This is a genomic window from Pseudarthrobacter equi (assembly GCF_900105535.1).
GTDB lineage: Bacteria > Actinomycetota > Actinomycetes > Actinomycetales > Micrococcaceae > Arthrobacter > Arthrobacter equi.
Genome location: NZ_LT629779.1, coordinates 1,672,717 through 1,690,139, shown reverse-complemented (window position 1 = coordinate 1,690,139; position 17,423 = coordinate 1,672,717). Strand labels below are relative to the sequence as shown.

Sequence of the window (17,423 nt, the reverse complement as noted above, 5' to 3'; positions counted from 1 at the left end):
GCGCATGGCGGAACCGCCCTGACAGTCCCAACCAAGAAACGGAACGGTTTTGTACGAGATTGACAACGTCCTCCGGGACTACGCGTGGGGATCCACCACAGCCATCGCAGCCCTCCTGGGCCGGTCCGAGTCCGGGGCCCCTGAAGCTGAACTCTGGATAGGCGCCCACCCTGACTCGCCGTCCACCGCCCATGTCCCGGAGGACCGGAGCACCGCTCCGCTGGACGCGCTGATCACCTCTGACCCGGAGCATTTCCTGGGGGCGGAGTCTGTGGCACGTTTCGGCCCGCGCCTACCGTTCCTGGCGAAGATCCTTGCCGCTGCCCAGCCGCTGTCCCTCCAGGTCCACCCCAGCCTGCAGCAGGCGCAGGCCGGGTTCGCCCGTGAAAACGCTGAGGGCGTGGCCCCGGACGCCCCGCACCGCAACTACCGGGACGACAACCACAAACCGGAAATGATCCTGGCGCTGACGCCGTTCGAGGCCCTCTGCGGCTTCCGGTCAGTAGCAGCCACCCGCGGGATCCTGCAGCATGTTGCGGACACCGTCAGCCATGAAGGTGGAAGCCCCGGGGATTCCGGGCGTGAGGGCGCTGCCCTGGTGGCGGCCCTGCTTTCGGACCTCGACGGCGAAGCCCATGCCGGTGATGAAGGCGCCGGCCTGCGCAGGGCCTTTGAACGGCTCATCACCGGCGGCGAGGACGTCGCCACGGCCACGTCCCAGGTGGTTGCCGCACTGATCGGTGGCAGCCTGGCGCCTTATGAGGCCGAGCTCGGCACAGTTATCAGCCTGAACGAGAAGTACCCGGGCGACCCCGGGGTGCTGATCTCCCTGCTGCTGAACCGCCTCTCGCTGCAGCCGGGCGAGGCCGTATACCTCCCCGCGGGCAACGTGCATGCCTACCTGCACGGCCTGGGGGTGGAGGTGATGGCGTCCTCGGACAACGTGCTGCGCGGTGGCCTCACGCCGAAGTACGTTGATGTTCCGGAACTGCTGCGCACCATCGACTTCAGCCCGGTGGCGGTCCCCATGCTGGAAGCCGAACGGTCGGACCTGGGCCAGGAACTTTTCCGGCCGCCCTTCGCTGAGTTCCAGCTCCAGCGGATTGAGCTCTCGCCCGGCGACGGCCCGGTGCCGCTGGCACAGTCCGGCGCAGCAGTGGTGATCGTGGTGGCCGGCGGAATCTACCTGGACTCACCCAAGGGCGACCTGCGCCTGGAGCGCGGCGCCAGTGCTTTCCTCGCCGCCGCCGAGGCTCCGGTGAACGTGCACCTGGCCTCGGACAGCGCCGAGGCGGCACTGGCGTTCGCTGTAACGACCGGCCTTTAGCCCCGGCGCAGCAGCGTCCGTGCCCGTCCGGCGGCGGCTTTGGCCAGCCGCCGGGCGGTCTGGAGCCCGCGGCGGGCCAGTGGCATCGCTTTCGAGTAGGCCGGGTAGAACGGTGAGAGCGGCTTTTCCCACGTTCCCAGCAGCATGTTTTCGTGCTTCGCGAACTGCTTCTTGAAATCGGAGATGCCGTCGTTGAGCAGGCCGTTGAAGTCGTACCGGGAGCATCCGTCCTCCCGCATGGCCTGCAGGGCAGCCCACTTGACGCCGTAGTTCACGCGCTGCTTCTGCCCTTCGGCCGAGACGCCGCCGTAGAGTTCAAACGCCGTGGCGCCGCTGCGGGCGAGCCAGACGAACGCCAGCAGCTGATCGCCGTCGAACGCTCCAATGATGGGCGAGCCGTCACCAAGGTTCCGGAAGATGTCGCGGTAGTACTGGTCCTCGTGGATGCCAAACCCGGCACGCTCGGCTGTCTCGTGGTAGATGGCCAGGACCTGTTCGAGCTCGGACTCGTTCTTGACCTTGCGGAATTCGACCTCGCTGCGCATCGCCTTCCGGATGTTGGCCCGGGTCGACTTCGACATTTCGGCCATGAGCTCGTCATCGGTCCGGGTGAGGTCCAGGATCAGGGTCCGCGGAATGAGCACCGTGTTGGTGGTTTCCCGGAATCCCGCCCCAGCCACGGCCCCGGCGTAGGCCGAGTCCTTGTCCCAGTCGGGTTCGATGCTCAGGGCCACGCCGCGGTGCCGGATGGCGGCATGGTCAGCAAGGCTGTTGAGGACGGCTTGGGTGTCCTCCACCGAGCACATCGGGCCCCTGGGGATGTAGACCAGTGCCCGGAAAGGCAGCGGCAGCGGGCGGACCAGCAGCTGGGCGGCTCCGACGGTGGCCTCGCCGTCCTTCAGCAGCACCCGGTCCACCGACCAGCCGTGCATGGCCTTGGTCTCTCCCCAGCCCCAGAGCTGCTGCGGATGCCCGTTGAACATGTCGACGGATTCATCCCAGAGGGCGCGGTCAGTACAGGGCACAACAGCAGGAATCATGGCTTAAACCCTATACCAGCCTTTAACGCCGAAGCCCCGGAGCGCCGTTGGGCGCTCCGGGGCTTCCGGGGAACTGTGGTCAGCTCTTGCGGGCGTAGCCTTCCCACTTGCTGGCCTGGTGCTCGCCGTCCACGAAGCGGATGGTGCCGGACTTGGACCGCATCACGATGGACTGGGTGAGGACCTTGTCCTTGGAGTAGCGCACGCCGCGCAGCAGGTCGCCGTCGGTGATGCCGGTCGCCGCGAAGTAGCAGTTGTCGCTGGAGACGAGGTCGTTGGTGGAGAGGACCCGCTCAAGGTCGTGGCCGGCGTCGATCGCCTTCTGCTTCTCTTCGTCGCTGGTGGGCCACAGACGGCCCTGGATGACGCCGCCGAGGGACTTGATGGCGCAGGCAGCCACGATGCCTTCAGGGGTGCCGCCGATGCCCATCAGGGCGTCAACGCCGGTGCCGGAACGGGCTGCAGCGATGGCGCCGGCGACGTCGCCGTCCATGATGAACTTGGTGCGGGCGCCGGCTTCGCGGATCTCCTCGACCAGCGGGCGGTGGCGGTCGCGGTCCAGGATCATCACGTTGAGCTGGTTGACCTTGACGCCCTTGGCCTTGGCGATCAGGTGCAGGTTCTGCTTGACGGGCAGGCGCAGGTCCACCATGTCAGCAGCTTCCGGCCCGGTGACGAGCTTTTCCATGTAGAAGACGGCGGAGGGGTCGAACATGGAGCCGCGTTCGGCCACGGCGAGGACGGCCAGGGCGTTGTTGATGCCCAGGGCGGTCAGCCGGGTCCCGTCGATCGGGTCAACGGCAACGTCGCATTCGGGGCCGGTGCCGTCGCCGACGCGTTCACCGTTGAACAGCATGGGGGCTTCGTCTTTTTCGCCTTCGCCGATGACCACAACGCCGTTGAAGTGGACGGTCTGCAGGAAGGAGCGCATGGCGTCGACGGCTGCACCATCGGCGGTGTTCTTGTCGCCGAAGCCCACCCAGTGTCCGCCGGCGATGGCTGCTGCCTCGGTGACGCGGACGAGCTCGAGGGCAAGGTTGCGGTCCGGCTCATCGTTGCCCACAGCAAGGGACGGTGAGATCGTGGAGTACTTCTGGGTCATGGACGCTGGTGACACGTTAACCTCTTCTTCGAGTGGCGATCATTGAACCCGTCCCGCCGGAGCAGCTGGACGGTGATTCCTCTGCTTTCGATCATAGTCGCGGGACGCGGTGCCGGACGGCGGATGACGCACACCCGCAATGTGCACGCGGTGTGCGGGACTCCCTCCGGGAGGCGCCGAATGGAAGTCCCATGCCGGCATGGGCGACTATGGAGGGGTGAATGAGATGCAGGAGAAGACCAGCCCCACCCCTGACCCGGCAGGAACCGGAGGCAGCGGCGGGGCCGGCGCCAGGGACGCAGGCGCCCCCGTAAAGCCTGTCATTCCGGCGGCAGCGGCCAAGCGGGCGAATGCTTCGGTCATCGGCATGGTCATCGCCCTGGTGGTGAGCATCGCCGCGTTCCTTCCCGTCATCCTCATGAACCCGCTGCCCAAGAGCGACGGATACCGCCCGGACATCGACGTCGCGGGCATCTCCCAGCGGGCGGCGGATGTGGCGGGATTCACACCCGCGGCGCCTGATACCGGGAACGCGTTCCGTGCCAACTATGCGCGCTGGGAAGCGGGGACCGGCAACGGCGTCCCCACATGGGAGGTGGGCTTCCTGACCCCCAAGGAGTCCTTCATCGCCCTGGTGCAGACCAGCAAGGCCAACCCCACGTGGCTCCTGCAGCAGACCAAGAACGCCCCGGTGACCGGGACCCGCAGCGCGGGCGGCCAGGAATGGGAGCTCCGGGACACGGGCAAGGGCGAGAAGTCGATGGTGCTGGACTACCGCGGCACCACCGTGGTCCTCTCCGGCGCGGCGCAGCTGGACGAATTCGGCATCCTGGCCGACGCCGTCGTGAAATCCATGGACAGCAACCCGGCCGTCACAGTTTCACCGTCGGCACCCGCCGCACCTTAATGTAGTAAGCGTGGCTACTAATCTGACTCCTGCACTGGCCTGGCGCCGCCTGCGCGAAGGCAACGAACGATTCGTCAATGGCGAATCCTCCCATCCGAACCAAAACGCCGACCACCGGTCGTCCCTGGTGGAGACCCAGCATCCGTTCGCGGTGATCTTCGGCTGCTCCGACTCCCGGCTTGCCGCGGAAATCATCTTCGACGTGGGCCTCGGCGACGTGTTCGTGGTCCGCACCGCCGGCCAGGTCATTGACGACGCTGTCCTGGGCTCGCTCGAGTACAGCGTCGGTGTGCTCGGGGTGCCGCTGATCGTGATCCTTGGCCACGACAGCTGCGGAGCCGTCACGGCCACCAAGTCGGCTGTCGAGACCGGCGACATGCCCGCCGGCTTCATCCGCGACCTCGTGGAGCGGATTACACCGTCTGTCCTGACCTCGCTGCGCAACGGCCAGCCGGAGGTCAACGACATGGTGGTTGAGCACGTCAAGCAGACGTCCCAGCGCCTTGTAGACAGCTCGCGTGTGATTTCCGACGCAATCGAGGAAGGCCGCACAGCGGTCATCGGGCTTTCGTACCGGCTGGCCGAGGGCCGCGCCGACCTTGTTTCCGGAATCGGCGAGCTCTAGCAACCATTGACGGACCCGTGGAGCGGGTCCCGGGACGGCCGGGCAGGCCGCCCCGGGGCCCGCTTCACGGTTTTCGATGGGGCGGCCGGGAGCCATAAGCTAGCCCCATGACTTCCACTGAAGAGTTCCGCATTGAACATGACACGATGGGCGAAGTCCGCGTCCCCGTGAACGCACTGTACCGCGCGCAGACGCAGCGGGCAGTAGAGAATTTCCCCATCTCCGGCAAGACCCTGGAGCGCACCCACATCGAGGCGCTGGCACAGGTCAAGAAGGCAGCTGCCCAGGCCAACGCAGAACTGGGCGTGCTCGACGGCGAGCTGGCCAAGGCGATTGCCGACGCTGCCGACGAGGTGGCAGCCGGCAAGTACGACGGCGACTTCCCCATCGACGTTTTCCAGACCGGTTCCGGCACGTCCTCGAACATGAACACCAACGAGGTCCTGGCAGAGCTGGCCACGCGCGCACTGAAGGCCGCCGGCAGCGACAAGGTGGTCCACCCCAACGACCACGTAAACGCTTCGCAGTCCTCTAACGACGTGTTCCCCACATCCGTCCACGTGGCCGCCACGTCTGCGCTGATCAACGACCTGATCCCCGCCCTTGGCTACCTGGCCGAGTCGCTGGAGCGCAAGGCCGTTGAGTTCAAGGACGTCGTCAAGTCCGGCCGCACGCACCTGATGGACGCTACTCCGGTGACCCTGGGCCAGGAGTTCGGCGGGTACGCCGCTCAGGTTCGCTACGGCATCGAACGCATCAACGCCGCGCTCCCCCGCGTGGCCGAGGTTCCGCTGGGCGGCACCGCCGTGGGCACCGGCATCAACACCCCCGCCGGGTTCCCGGAGCGGGTTATCGAACTGCTCGCCACGGACACCGGCCTGCCGCTGACCGAGGCCCGCGACCACTTCGAGGCACAGGCCAACCGCGACGGCCTGATCGAGGCGTCCAGCCAGCTCCGCAACATCGCGATCTCCTTCATGAAGATCAACAACGACCTGCGCTGGATGGGTTCCGGCCCCAACACCGGCCTCGGCGAAATCGCCATCCCGGACCTGCAGCCCGGCTCCTCCATCATGCCGGGCAAGGTTAACCCGGTCATCTGCGAGGCATCCATCATGGTGGCCGCCCAGGTCATCGGCAACGACACCGCCATCGCCTGGTCCGGCACCAACGGCGCATTCGAGCTCAACGTCGGCATCCCGGTGATGGCCGCGAACCTGCTCGAGTCCATCCGCCTGCTGGCCAACACCAGCCGCGTGATGGCAGACAAGATGATCGACGGCATCACGGCCAACGTGGAGCGCGCGCGCTTCCTGGCCGAGGCCTCCCCCTCGATCGTCACGCCGCTGAACAAGTACATCGGCTACGAAAACGCAGCCAAGATCGCCAAGACCGCCGTCAAGGAGGGCCTGACCATCCGCCAGGCCACCGAGAAGCTCGGCTTCGTCGGCGAAGGCGAAGGCAAGGTCTCCGAGGCTGACCTCGACAAGGCACTGGACGTCACCACCATGACGGCACCGGCCCACAAGGCCTAAAGCACTTAGCGCCCGACGGCGGCCGCCCACCTTCCCAGCGAAGGCGGGCGGCCGCCGTCGTACTTTAAGCCCCTCCCGCCCGACCTAAGCCAAAAGTTGCACCATTCATGATTTAGTGCAAAACTTTACTCCGTGACTGATAGTGCAAATTCCGATCCGGGCCTGCGGGAACGCAAACGGGCCGCCACCCGGACCGCCATCACCGCCGCCGCCAGGGCCCTGACCTCGGCGCGGGGCCTCAGTGGCTACACCGTGGAGGAAGTCTGCGAAGCGGCCGGCATCTCACGCCGGACCTTCTTCAACTACTTCCCCGCCAAGGAAGACGCCATCATCGGCCACGCCGAGGACGACGTACCGGCGGACATCATCGAAGAATTCGTCGCCGGCGGCGCGGGCTCCCCCGCAGGCGACATCTCCCCCACGCTGTTCCAGGACCTGGTGAAACTCTCCCTGCGGCTGGCCGACGGCATGTCGGCCTCCGAAGAGGAAACCCGTCAACTGATCGCCGTGGTCAAGAAGGAGCCCCAGCTCATCCTGCGGATCATTGGGGTGACAGAACAGCGCGAGGCGCAGTTCGCCCGCGACGTCGCACGGCGTGAAGGGGTGGCGCCGGACCATCCCGTGGTGCAGATGGCGGTGGTGCTGCTCAGCACCATCGCCCGCAAAAGCAGCATGGCCTACTTCTCCGACGGCAACACCCGCAGCTACCCGGAGCTGCTGCTGGAAAACATCTCGGCAGCAAGCCTCCTCTTCTCCCAACCATTCGACAGCACGGCCACCGCCGCAGCAGAAGGAAACGCATGAGTACCGCAACCGCCACACCGCCGGCAGGGCCCCTGCTGCTGACCCAAAAACGCATCTGGATCATCTTCTCGGCCCTGATCGCCGGAATGCTGCTGTCCAGCCTCGACCAGACCATCGTCTCCACCGCCATGCCCACCATCGTGGGCAAGCTCGGCGGCGTGGAACATCAGGCCTGGATCACCACCGCATACCTGCTGGCCACCACCATCGTGATGCCCATCTACGGGAAATTCGGTGACATCCTGGGGCGGCGCAACCTGTTCCTGGTGGCCATCGCCCTGTTCACCCTCGCCTCGCTGGGCTGCGCGCTGGCCACGGACTTCTGGGGCTTCGTCATCTTCCGCGCCATCCAGGGGCTGGGCGGCGGCGGACTCATGATCCTTTCCCAGGCCATCATCGCGGACATCGTTCCGGCCAAGGACCGCGGCAAGTACATGGGCCCGCTGGGCGCCATCTTCGGCCTGTCCGCCGTGGCCGGTCCGCTGCTGGGCGGCTTCTTCGTGGACCACCTCACCTGGGAATGGGCCTTCTACATCAACATCCCCGTTGGCCTGGCCGCCTTCGCCATCGCCTGGTTCGCCCTGACGCTGCCGAACAAGAAGGCTGAGAAGCGGATCGATGTCCTGGGCGTTGTGCTGCTCTCCGTCGCCACCACCTGCCTGATCTTCTTCACCGACTTCGGCGGCAAGAAGGACGAGGGCTGGGATTCACCCCTCACCTGGGCCTTCGGCGCCGGCCTGCTGGTGTCCGCTGCCGCGTTTGTCTTCGTGGAGCGCCGTGCGGAAGACCCCATCATCCCGCTGAGCCTGTTCCGCAACCGCATCTTCATCAACGCCACCGCCATCGGCTTCACCCTGGGCCTGGGCATGTTCTCGGCCATCGCGTTCGTTCCCACGTTCCTGCAGATGTCCTCCGGCACCTCCGCCGCCGAGTCCGGGCTGCTCATGCTCCCCATGATGGCCGGTCTGATGGGTACCTCCATCTACTCGGGCATCCGGATTTCCAAGACTGGCAAGTACAAGATGTTCCCCATCCTGGGCGCTGCGCTCACGATGGCCGCCATGCTCTGGATGACCACCCTGGCCGCGAGCACACCCATCTGGGTGATCTGCGTGCAGCTGTTCGTCTTCGGCGCCGGGCTGGGCCTGATCATGCAGGTAGTAGTCCTGGTGGTGCAGAATTCCGTGCCGGCGGAGCAGATCGGCACCGCCACCAGCACCAACAACTACTTCCGCGAGGTGGGCGCCGCCATGGGCGTGGCGATTTTCGGATCCCTGTTCACCACCCGCCTGTCCGAGTCGCTGACCAGCGCTTTCACCGGTGCGGGCGCATCGGCCGAGCAGGCATCGCAGTCCACCAGCACCCTGGACCCGCAGGCCATGAACCAGCTCCCGGAACAGCTGCGGGACGCCATCGTCAATGCCTACGCTGATTCGCTGGCCCCGGTGTTCTGGTACCTGGTGCCGTTCATCGCCATTGCCCTGCTGTTGGCCATCACCCTCAAGCAGATCCCGCTGTCCGATACGGCCGGCATGGTGGCCCGCGGCGAAGCCGTCGGCGGCGAGGAAGCTGAGCGGCTGGCCGCCGGCCTGCCCGGCGTTTCCGCAGGGCAACATACTCCCGCCGGGGACGCCGGCGACGCGGCCATGGCACGGGACGACGACGGCGAGCTGGTCTCGCAGGGCCGCTGACCGCCGTCGTACGCACCGCCGTCGCACCCGGTCCGGTGCAGCGAATGAGCTGACAGGGACGCCGCAATCTTTGGGGGTTGCGGCGTCCCTGTTCGTTTCAGCGGCCTGCCGGGGGTGAGGCGCGATTTTCAGGGCTCGTAATGGACGGCGTCATGGGGCGCCAGCGCACGTTCGATGCTCTCCAGGTCCCGCGGCCGGATGTCCGGAAGGCCATCGAGGGGGAACCAGCCCACGGCAAGGGATTCGTCATCGTTGACCCGGGGCTCGCCGGACACGTGGCGGCACCGGAACACGATGTCCAGGAAGTCGCACACATCCCCGTTGGGGAAGGTGACCGGGCCGGAGACACCGACGGAAACCATGCGCTCGGTCTCTGCCACCACCGCTGTCTCCTCGAAGATTTCCCGCACCAGGCCGGGGCCCGGGTGCTCCCCCGGATCCAGCAGGCCCGAAATCAGGGCCCACCGACCGTTGTCCGATCGCTGCCCCAGCAGGATGTGCCCGTCGTCATTGACCACCACACCCCGTACTGCAGGAATCCAGAGGGGGTCGTGGCCTATTTTTTCACGGAGTTTGAGGATGAATTCGGGCGCTGCCATGGCTTCAGCCTAGCCGCCGCACGGCGTGGCCAGACCCTTCGGTGGCGTCAGGCGGCAGGCAGCAGGAGCATCACGGCGGCGGTGCCGGCCAGCATGAACGGGCCGAAAGGAATGGCGGATTTGAGGCTGCCGCGGCGGGTGGCGAGCAGTCCGAGGCTCCACAGGCCGCCCAGGAGGAAGGCTGCGAACGTTCCGGCGAACACGTGCCCCCAGCCGAGGTAGCCGAGGTACATGCCAAGTACGCCGGCGAGCTTCACATCACCGAATCCCATGCCGGGCGGATACACCAGGCGGAGGACGAAGTAGAACAGCCACAGCACCGCTCCCCCGGCGAGGACACGGCCGCCGGGCAGGCCGAAAAGCCTGGCACCGCCGTCGGGTACGGCCGCAGCGTCCGCCCCTGCCACCAGGACAGTAGCCACCGCGGCGAGCAGGAGCACCCCGGCCACCCCATAGGAGGGGAAAACGATCCGGTTGGGCAGGAGGTGGTGGCGGACATCGATCACCGTGAGGCGGACTGCCATCACCGCAAAGTAGAGGCATGCCGCCAGCACCAGCCAGAACGCGAGGGGGGTGTCCAGCCACAGGTCGCCGAGTCGTCCGATCACCCCTCGGATGCTACTGGAATTCCCCTGCCCGCCCCACCGTGTCCGCGTAAACTGTGGATATGTCAGCCTGGGATTCCCGGCGGCGCCCGGATCCCGCCGGCGGCGCATCCCCCTCAGATCCCACCGCCATGTTCCGCAGCCTGTGCCGGTCTTCGCCGTGGAAGTGGCAGTCGCTTCGCTTTGAGTACTGGGATGAGCCATTCGACGCGGCACCGGCTCCGGGAGCTTCCCTGGTCCGGGCGTGGCTGCGCCGGCCGGGCGCGCTGCGGCTGGAGAGCCCCGAAGGGCTGGTCCTCCACAGCACAACGGGGATCAACGATTCCAGGGATGGCCTCTACGTCAGTTCCACCCGCAAGTCCTGGCTCCTCCCGCCCCACCTGGTCTCCCCTGTGTACGGCGCGGCCGGACTGGTGAAACGGCGTCCGGAGGCGGCCTACGGTGAGCCCGGGTTCGGCAACGGACGGTTCTCCGCTGCACTGGACCCGGTGGAGCTTGCCGGCAATTCCCCTGCGCCGCTGGAGTTTCCGGGCAGCAACCCGGTACAGGTGGAGGACGTGCGCACCGTGGACCACGAGGGCAGGTCCGCCCTGGAGACCGTGGTTGCGCCCACTCCCGCCTACCAGCCCTGGGATCCGGCGGCTCCCCTGTGCCTTGCCGGCCGCTCCCTGGTGCGGGTGGACCTTGGCACGGGCGTCTGCGTGGCCAGCCGTTCACTGGAGCACACAACCGAAGGCTACGGACACTGGCTGCGGATTCTCGGCGTCGACGAGTACATGCTGGACGACCTCTTCCTCGCCGAGTCCATGAACCTCACCGATGTCCGCCGCCACATCAGCTGGGACGTGCCCGCCTGACGTGACAGGCAGAGGTGCACGTGATCGGCTAGGCTTCGCGGATGATTAGCATGAGCTCCATCTGGCCGCTATTCGACCTGCAACTGACCACTCCCCGGCTGGAGCTCCGGCCCATCACGGATCAGGACATCCCCGCAGCCGTCGACGCCGCCCGCAGCGGCATCCACGACGCCGCCAGGAGCCCGTTCAGCACGCCATGGACAGAACTGCCCGACGACGAGCTTGGCCCGAACATGGCCCGCTGGTACTGGCGATGCCGCGGCGGGTTCAGTCCGGAAGACTGGACACTGCTCCTGGGCATCTGGCACGAGGGGCAGTTCATCGGCTGCCAGGACGTGGGCGCCAAGGACTTCGCACTGTTGAAAACCGTCTCCACCGGATCGTGGCTCAAGCAGTCCGCCCAGGGCCGGGGGCTCGGCGCAGAGATGCGTGCCGCCGTCGTGCTCTGGGCCTTCGACTGGCTGGGCGCCGACGTCGCCGAATCCGAAGCCGCGGACTGGAACGCAGCCTCCCTCGGCGTCTCCCGCATCCTCGGCTACGAGCTGAACGGAACCACCCGCCAAGCCTGGGGCACGCAGGTCGAGACAGTCCAGAAAGTCCGGGTCACGCCAGCCACCTTCAAGCGCCCCGACTGGACCTTGCAGGTAGAAGGCCACGAAGCAGCGGCCAAGTTCCTGAACGTCACCTGAGAAGTTGCCGTAGCTGGGTTTGTCCGGTCCCAGCGCTTCGCCGTCGCTGAGACACCTCCCGCCGCGCCTCTCCGGTCGGTGGGCGACCTGCGCAGCGCTCTGGTCGGCGATGCGCTCCTACGCGAAGCACTGGGTCCGGACATGTGCGGAGGCGCCCCTCCGCGCACGAGGCGGGTCGCGGTCCTTCTCGTAGGAGCGCATCGCGACGCATCGGCCGCCAGAGGTCGCTCAGCGACCGGCGGCGGCCCTATGCGGTGTGTCTAAGCGACGGAGAAGGGCCGTGGCCCGGCAAACCGGACCACGGCCCTTCGTCCGGTGGCTTACCCCTCGAGCAACTCCGTTACCAGGGCTGCGATGGGGGACCTTTCTGAGCGGGTGAGCGTGATGTGGCCGAAGAGCGGGTGGCCTTTCAGGGTTTCGACGACGGCGGCGACTCCGTCGTGGCGGCCGACGCGGAGGTTGTCGCGCTGGGCGACGTCGTGGGTGAGTACGATCTTCGAGTTCTGGCCGATGCGGCTCATAACTGTCAGCAGGACGTTCTTTTCGAGGGACTGGGCCTCGTCCACGATGACGAACGCGTCGTGCAGGGAACGGCCGCGGATGTGGGTGAGGGGCATGACCTCAAGCATTCCGCGGTCCATGACTTCCTCCACCACTTCCTGGCTGACCAGGGCGCCCAGCGTGTCGAAGACGGCCTGTGCCCAGGGGTTCATCTTCTCGGACTCAGAGCCGGGCAGGTAGCCGAGTTCCTGACCACCCACGGCGTAGAGGGGGCGGAACACGATGACCTTGCGGTGCTCTCGGCGTTCCAGGACCGCTTCGAGGCCCGCACACAGGGCCAGGGCCGACTTGCCGGTGCCGGCCCGCCCGCCGATGGAGACGATGCCGACGGCAGGGTCCATCAGCATGTCGATGGCCAGCCGCTGCTCGGCGGACCTGCCGTGGAGCCCGAACACGTCCCGGTCGCCCTTGACCAGGCGCACCTGCTTGTCCGCGCCCACCCTGCCCAGGGCGGAACCCCGGTTGGACAGCAGGACCAGCCCGGTGTTGACCGGCAGTTCCGCGGCGGCGGGGATGAACACCGGTTCGTGGCCGTAGAGGGTGGAGATCTCCTCCTCGTTGGCCTCGACCTCGGCCACCCCGGTCCAGCCGGAGTCCTTGACCAGCTCGTTGCGGTACTCGTCCGCCGTCAGCCCCATCGCCGATGCCTTGACGCGCATCGGCAGGTCCTTGGACACCACGGTGACGTCCTTGCCTTCGTTGGCGAGGTTCTTCGCGACGGCGAGGATGCGGCTGTCGTTATCACCGCTGCGGAACCCGAGCGGAAGTACCTCGGCGGAGATGTGGTTGAGCTCCACCGTGAGGGTACCGCCGTCGTCCCCGATGGGGATGGGCTGGTTCAGGCCGCCGTGCTTGACCCTCAGGTCGTCGAGGAGCCGAAGCGCCGCGCGGGCAAAGTAGCCAAGTTCGGGGTCGTGGCGCTTTGCTTCGAGCTCGGTGATCACCACGATGGGGACGATGACTTCGTGTTCTGCGAACCGCAGCAGCGCCCGGGGGTCCGAGAGGAGGACGGAGGTGTCGATCACGAAGGTGTGGATCAGGGAATCCCTTCCGGAGACGGCAAAACCGGCCGCAGCATCAGTTGCCGCGCCGGTTTTTTCAGTGGCTCGCACAGTGCGAGAGGTAGCTGTTCCTGCCTGGTCTGAAAGGACCTCATGCAGTTTTTCAGAAGTAGCCACATCGACTCCAGCCCCGGGCCCCAGCCCGGCCTTGTTATTGGTGAGGCGGCTCGGCCAAGAGGCCGGGTCCGGCCTCCCATACAACCGGTGCGATGTTTCGCTCCATGTACTGGCCTCCCCGATCAGCCGGCGGTTTGCCTGCTGATGGATATAACGTAAATCCAGCCCCCGGCATTTCCGCAACCATTACGCGGCGATTCCTGTTGCGGTGTTGTGAACTCCAGGTGAACCGGGAGTGTCAGGAGCCGTAGCGCCGTTGCCGGCCCGCGTAGTCACGCAGTGCCCGCAGGAAGTCGACCTTGCGGAACGCCGGCCAGAGGGCCTCGCAGAAATAGAACTCGCTGTAGGCGCTCTGCCACATGAGGAAGCCGGAGAGCCGCTGCTCGCCGGAGGTGCGGATGACCAGGTCCGGGTCGGGCTGGCCGCGGGTGTAGAGGTACCGCGAGATGTCATCCACGCTGAGTTCATCGGCAAGCTGGTTGATGTCGGCACCCTTGGCCACGGCGTCGTGCAGAAGTTCACGGACTGCATCCACGATTTCGCGGCGGCCGCCGTATCCCACGGCCACGTTGACATGGATCTTTTCATGGACAGGCGTCCGTGCCGTCAGTTTGTTCAGGCGCTCGGCAAGGTAACCGGGAAGCAGTTCCGGCGCCCCCATGGCATGGACGGAAATGTTCTCGTCCTCGTCCAGCCGGTCCAGGGTGTTGGCGATGATGCCCATGAGGAGGTCCAGTTCCTCACTGGATCTGTTCATGTTGTCCGTGGACAGCATATACAGCGTCACCACTTTGACGCCGAGCTCCTGGCACCAGCCCAGGAACTCATGGATCTTATCCGCGCCCGCTTGGTGGCCCTGGCTTGTGGGTGCATTGAACTGCTTGGCCCAGCGGCGGTTCCCGTCCACCATCACACCGATGTGCCGCGGGATGCGGTCCCGGGAAAGGTCCTTGAGCAGCCGCCGCTCGTAATAGCCGTAGAGGAACCCGGGCAACTCCACGCGTCCACTCACCTGACTTCCTCGCTGTTCGTACTTGAACATCCTAGGCTACCGCCCGGGCGGCGCATGCCGGTCGAAGGGGCTCCGGCGCGGGGTCGCAAACACCCAGTTACCGATGAGTAACTTACCGGAACGTAGGTTATTCTGGACTCATGAACAGCGACTCTTCCGAGGCTCCGCGCACGCCGCAACCGGAGGATGAAAAGCCCGCTCCGCCAGGAAACTCTCCGGTTGACGATGCCGCCGTCATGCTGGCTGAGCTGCTGATGATCAAACCGAAGTGGCGCGGCTGGATCCACACCGTGGCGGCCCCGTTTGCCTTGGCCGCGGGTATCGTCCTGGTGGTCCTGGCGCCCACAGCCGACCGCAAAATCACCTCGGCCATCTATGCCGCCACCGGCGTGCTGCTGTTTGGCGTCAGCGCCGTGTACCACCGCGGCAACTGGTCACCGGTGGTGAAGCGGGTTTTAAAGCGGCTGGACCACACCAACATCATGTTGGTCATTGCCGGCAGCTACACGCCGCTGGCCTGGACCCTGCTGGAACGGCAGCAGGCCGTCCTCCTGCTCTGGATCATCTGGTCCGGCGCCATCCTGGGGGTGTTGTTTCGGCTCCTGTGGACTGATGCACCGCGCTGGCTGTACGTGCCCATTTACATTGCGCTGGGATGCGGCGCGCTGTTCTACTTGCCGCAGTTTTTCCAGGCGAGCCTTCCAGCAGCTGTCCTCATCTGCGTGGGCGGCGCGCTCTATATCGCCGGGGCCGTGTTCTACGCGCTGAAGAAGCCGAACTTCAGCTACAACCATTTCGGCTTCCACGAGCTCTTCCACGCGTTCACGGTCTTTGCGTTCGCCGCCCATTTCACGGCCATCGCCATAGCCGTCCTGGGCTGACGGCAACGCCCGCCAGGGTCCGAGGGGAAGCGCCTACTCCCGCGGCAGGGAGTTGCCCTGGCTGAAGCCGTTTCCGTTGGTGTCCCGGGCTTCCTGCGGAGCCGTAGCATCCTCGCGGGCTTCCTCCGCCACAATGTCCGCTTCGGCAGCAGCTGCGATGCGCTCCTCCTCGACCTGCGCCCGGTACCGGACGCGCCGGATCCGGCGGACCATGTCCACGATGAGCAGCGCCGTGGCCACTACGAAGAATGCAGTCATGATAAAGCCCAGCAAGCCGGGCGTTACCTGGTCCTCCGTGATCCCGTCGCGCAGGGTTGGAGTGGGCATCGGCGTGGGGGTGGTGGCCAGGCTGAGGAGCAAGTTTTGCACGTGTAATACCTTCAAGGGATCGGGTTGCAGCCGGACATATGTCGCGCCCGAAGCGCCGGAGGCTAACTTCTACGCGGCATAGAAATCGCTGCCGTTTCTATCTTAGCCCGGCAAACAGGTCCGTCTCGGGCAGCTCGGAGGAGACCCGGGACTTGATCAGGGAGTAGTCCTCCCATGGCCAGGTTCGCCGCTGCATGTCCGCTGACACGGCGAAGAAGAACCCCAGGGGGTCCACCTGCGTGCGGTGGGCCCGGAGGGCGTCGTCGCGCACCTCGAAAAAGTCTCCGCAATCCACCTGGGTGGTGGTGGCATGTGTCGCGGGCGGCGGCGTGTGCCCCTCGGCGTCGGACTCCAGCCACGCTGCGAGGCGTTCCGCATACGGCGACTGCAGCCCGGCTTCCTCGAGCGCGAAATGCAGCGCGCGGAAGCGTTCCGGGCTGAAGGCACGGTCGTAGTACAGCTTGCCGGGTTCCCAGGGCTCCCCCGCTTCGGGGTACTTATTGGCGTCCCCTGCGGCATCGAACGCTTCCACTGCCACTTTGTGCGCCATGATGTGGTCCGGGTGGGGGTAGCCACCGTTCTCGTCATAGGAGAGGATGACGTGCGGTTTAAAGGACCGGACCAGCCGCACCAGGGGCGCCGCGGCATGGTGCAGCGGCAGCGTGGCGAAGGAACCAGCAGGAAGGGGCGGAAGGGGGTCGCCTTCGGGCAGCCCCGAGTCCACGAAACCAAGCCAGCGCTGCCGGATGCCAAGGATTTTTGCTGCCCGGTCCATCTCCAGTCGCCGGGCGCCTGCCATGTCCCGCTTGGGATGCGGCTCGCCTTCCACGGCGGGGTTCTGGATGTCCCCGCGCGATCCGTCGGTGCAGGTGGCCACCATGACCTCTACGCCGGCGGCAGCGTACATGGCCATCGTGGCAGCACCCTTGCTGGATTCGTCATCCGGGTGGGCATGCACTGCGAGCAGCCGAAGCGGTGCCGGGGAGGTGCTGGACGCTGTCATGGAAGGACGGCTCCTGATTCTTCTTGGTTTGTGGCGGTGCGGGGTTGTGGCGGTATGCGGGCGGACGGAAAACAGCGCCGTGGACGGTGCAATTGGCCACCACGGGATGGGCACTAAACTGGTCTGGTGACTTCCCCGGACCAGTCGGCCCCATCCGCGCCCGCAGACACTAGCCTAGCCAATCGATATGGTGGCCAAAAGCGCAGCCTGACGCCCGCCGTCAAGCGCGCCATCGCGGGCGGGGCCCTCGCCGTCGGTATCGGTTTCCTGGCATGGGTCTCCACGTCGAACTCGTTGTCCTCGGTGACCTTCAAGGACGTGGGTTACAGCACGCCGGATGCAACTGTGGCCGAGGTGGACTTCCAGGTGACCCGCGAGCCCGGCACTGCCGTCAAGTGCGCCGTGAAGGCCCTCGATTCCAAGTATGCGGTGGTTGGCTGGAAGGTGGTGGACATTCCCGCCGATGCTCCCGAGGGGTCAGAGGGAACGGCCGACGGCGGCAGGACGGTTTCCCAGCGGGTCACGGTCCGCACGGAGTCGCCGTCCGTGTCCGGCGTTGTGGACAGCTGCTGGGCCACGGACGGATCCGGCCAGAAGGTGTGATGTGGACCGCTTGCTCGTTGGGATAAATCCAGGGG

At 66.2% G+C, this 17,423-nt stretch carries 18 protein-coding genes; 10 read left to right on the top strand and 8 right to left on the bottom strand.

Annotated elements, in window-relative coordinates; all coding sequences use genetic code 11:
* Positions 1-49 precede the first annotated feature (49 nt).
* Entirely contained in the window at positions 50-1,327 is a 1,278-nt protein-coding gene (gene manA, locus BLT71_RS07720) for a mannose-6-phosphate isomerase, class I (RefSeq protein ID WP_091718989.1), read from the top strand.
* Here the strand turns inward: manA and BLT71_RS07715 are convergent.
* A complete protein-coding gene (locus BLT71_RS07715; protein ID WP_091718988.1) occupies positions 1,324-2,367 on the bottom strand; it encodes a lipid II:glycine glycyltransferase FemX in 1,044 nt (347 codons plus the stop codon). The genes manA and BLT71_RS07715 overlap by 4 nt on opposite strands.
* 79 nt (positions 2,368-2,446) lie before the next feature.
* Entirely contained in the window at positions 2,447-3,469 is a 1,023-nt protein-coding gene (gene glpX, locus BLT71_RS07710; protein ID WP_171908945.1) for a class II fructose-bisphosphatase, read from the bottom strand.
* 226 nt (positions 3,470-3,695) lie between these two features.
* On the opposite strand from glpX, the gene BLT71_RS07705 reads away from it, so the two are divergent.
* The 5 genes from BLT71_RS07705 (at position 3,696) to BLT71_RS07685 (ending at position 9,031) form a co-directional block, all read left to right on the top strand.
* Complete coding sequence (locus tag BLT71_RS07705; protein WP_231994527.1) at positions 3,696-4,376, top strand: DUF4245 domain-containing protein; 681 nt, start codon at positions 3,696-3,698, stop codon at positions 4,374-4,376.
* 10 nt (positions 4,377-4,386) lie between these two features.
* Complete coding sequence (locus BLT71_RS07700; RefSeq protein ID WP_091718984.1) at positions 4,387-5,001, top strand: carbonic anhydrase; 615 nt, start codon at positions 4,387-4,389, stop codon at positions 4,999-5,001.
* Between the two features lie 107 nt (positions 5,002-5,108).
* Entirely contained in the window at positions 5,109-6,536 is a 1,428-nt protein-coding gene (locus BLT71_RS07695) for a class II fumarate hydratase (protein WP_091718982.1), read from the top strand.
* A gap of 132 nt (positions 6,537-6,668) precedes the next feature.
* The gene (locus tag BLT71_RS07690) at positions 6,669-7,340 is read left to right on the top strand and encodes a TetR/AcrR family transcriptional regulator (protein ID WP_091718979.1); all 672 of its coding nucleotides are present in this window, start codon (positions 6,669-6,671) and stop codon (positions 7,338-7,340) included.
* Positions 7,337-9,031, top strand: coding sequence for an MDR family MFS transporter (locus BLT71_RS07685; protein WP_091718977.1), 1,695 nt, complete (start codon positions 7,337-7,339; stop codon positions 9,029-9,031). The genes BLT71_RS07690 and BLT71_RS07685 overlap by 4 nt, the downstream gene beginning before the upstream one ends.
* Before the next feature lie 128 nt (positions 9,032-9,159).
* Here BLT71_RS07685 and BLT71_RS07680 read toward each other — a convergent pair whose 3' ends face one another.
* Positions 9,160-9,630 carry an NUDIX hydrolase gene (locus BLT71_RS07680; RefSeq protein ID WP_091718975.1) on the bottom strand — a complete coding sequence of 157 codons (471 nt, stop codon included), beginning with the start codon at positions 9,628-9,630 and terminating at the stop codon, positions 9,160-9,162.
* 47 nt (positions 9,631-9,677) lie between these two features.
* On the bottom strand, positions 9,678-10,238 hold the full coding sequence (locus BLT71_RS07675; RefSeq protein ID WP_091718973.1) for a prepilin peptidase: 561 nt from the start codon (positions 10,236-10,238) through the stop codon (positions 9,678-9,680).
* A 59-nt stretch (positions 10,239-10,297) separates the two neighbouring features.
* Here BLT71_RS07675 and BLT71_RS07670 point away from each other — a divergent pair, with 59 nt between their 5' ends.
* Positions 10,298-11,092, top strand: coding sequence for a hypothetical protein (locus tag BLT71_RS07670; RefSeq protein WP_172829934.1), 795 nt, complete (start codon positions 10,298-10,300; stop codon positions 11,090-11,092).
* 41 nt (positions 11,093-11,133) lie between these two features.
* On the top strand, positions 11,134-11,781 hold the full coding sequence (locus tag BLT71_RS07665) for a GNAT family N-acetyltransferase (RefSeq protein WP_091718970.1): 648 nt from the start codon (positions 11,134-11,136) through the stop codon (positions 11,779-11,781).
* A gap of 320 nt (positions 11,782-12,101) precedes the next feature.
* On the opposite strand, the gene BLT71_RS07660 is transcribed toward BLT71_RS07665, so the two are convergent.
* Together BLT71_RS07660 and BLT71_RS07655 are read right to left on the bottom strand one after the other, a co-directional pair.
* Positions 12,102-13,520, bottom strand: coding sequence for a PhoH family protein (locus tag BLT71_RS07660; RefSeq protein WP_091718968.1), 1,419 nt, complete (start codon positions 13,518-13,520; stop codon positions 12,102-12,104).
* A 238-nt stretch (positions 13,521-13,758) separates the two neighbouring features.
* Positions 13,759-14,520, bottom strand: a complete 762-nt coding sequence (locus tag BLT71_RS07655; protein ID WP_045730107.1) for an isoprenyl transferase — start codon at positions 14,518-14,520, stop codon at positions 13,759-13,761.
* Positions 14,521-14,771: 251 nt separating this feature from the next.
* Between BLT71_RS07655 and trhA the strand changes: the two genes are divergently transcribed.
* Positions 14,772-15,413 carry a PAQR family membrane homeostasis protein TrhA gene (trhA, locus tag BLT71_RS07650; protein ID WP_091723891.1) on the top strand — a complete coding sequence of 214 codons (642 nt, stop codon included), beginning with the start codon at positions 14,772-14,774 and terminating at the stop codon, positions 15,411-15,413.
* Positions 15,414-15,446: 33 nt separating this feature from the next.
* Here the strand turns inward: trhA and BLT71_RS07645 are convergent, their stop codons facing one another.
* The gene (locus BLT71_RS07645) at positions 15,447-15,782 is read right to left on the bottom strand and encodes a hypothetical protein (RefSeq protein WP_091718966.1); all 336 of its coding nucleotides are present in this window, start codon (positions 15,780-15,782) and stop codon (positions 15,447-15,449) included.
* 97 nt (positions 15,783-15,879) lie between these two features.
* On the bottom strand, positions 15,880-16,785 hold the full coding sequence (mca, locus tag BLT71_RS07640) for a mycothiol conjugate amidase Mca (protein ID WP_091718964.1): 906 nt from the start codon (positions 16,783-16,785) through the stop codon (positions 15,880-15,882).
* A gap of 126 nt (positions 16,786-16,911) precedes the next feature.
* Between mca and BLT71_RS07635 the strand changes: the two genes are divergently transcribed.
* The gene (locus BLT71_RS07635) at positions 16,912-17,388 is read left to right on the top strand and encodes a DUF4307 domain-containing protein (protein WP_091718963.1); all 477 of its coding nucleotides are present in this window, start codon (positions 16,912-16,914) and stop codon (positions 17,386-17,388) included.
* Positions 17,389-17,423: the final 35 nt, after the last annotated feature.